This window comes from Polynucleobacter sp. P1-05-14 (assembly GCF_018881675.1).
GTDB lineage: Bacteria > Pseudomonadota > Gammaproteobacteria > Burkholderiales > Burkholderiaceae > Polynucleobacter.
Genome location: NZ_JACVPV010000013.1, coordinates 1 through 991 on the forward strand (window position 1 = coordinate 1; position 991 = coordinate 991).

At 49.0% G+C, this 991-nt stretch carries 1 protein-coding gene; it reads right to left on the bottom strand.

The window, feature by feature from the left end:
* Positions 1-893: IS30 family transposase (locus ICN37_RS07390; RefSeq protein WP_216156204.1), on the bottom strand; the 893-nt coding region annotated here is incomplete at its 3' end.
* Positions 894-991 lie beyond the last annotated feature (98 nt).

Genomic DNA, 991 nt, shown 5'->3' on the forward strand with positions numbered 1-991 from the left:
CCTAATCGTTTTCTAGGTCGGTTGTTTAAACGGTCTTGGATCATTCTAAGCTCCTTATCGGTCACAGTAGATAGCGGTCTCTTTTTGGGGATGTATTGCCGCAATAGACCATTGAAGTTTTCATTTGATCCACGTTGCCAACTAGCAAACGGATCCGCAAAGTACGTCGTTGATTGAAGAGCTGTATCAATCCTGGCGTGCTCGGCAAATTCCTTGCCGTTGTCAAAAGTCAGGGTTTTAACGAGTGGGGTCACGGCGTTTAATTTAGTGATGATGGCGCTACTGACTAAATCCGACGTCTTGTTCTTGACCTTAGCCAAAACGGCATAGCCACTCTTGCGCTCAACCAAGGTCACAACAGCTTGCCTGTGGGCCGCTCCAATTACAGTATCGCCTTCCCAGTGGCCGACTTGGGATCTTGTCTCAATGTGCGCTGGGCGCTCACTGATCGGCCGCCTACCTACTATTTGGCCTCTGCGATCACGGCCGCTGGCATAGCGTTTCTTGCGCTTTTTTTGGCAACGCAGCTGCTGGTAAAGATTGCCGCCAGCGGCTTTATCGGCGTAGACATGGCGGTAGATGGTCTCATGACTAATGCCAACCTGATTGGCAATTTGGACGGGGCTCCACTGAGCTAAGAGGCAATCCACTGTCTGATTCCATTGATCGGCTGTTATTTGGGCGGCATTACGGCAGCCTAATGAGCGTTCTTCTGCCAACAGGCAGGCTTGCTTGGGACGGTAACCTTTGAGCCCCGTATTGCGAGCAAGCTCTCGGCTAATGGTCGACTTATGCCGATCCATCAGTTGGGCTATTTGAGTTTGGGTTTTTCCGTCTTTCATGAGGATATAAATCTGATATCGTTCAGTTTGGCTAAGGTGTTGATAGGTCATGGCTACTTTGACTTGCAGGTCTAGAAGCTTTGGATACTAAAACATCCTTAGCCTCCTTAACTAGTTGTTCAAAGTTGCACTTCGTAGTTGAATCCACC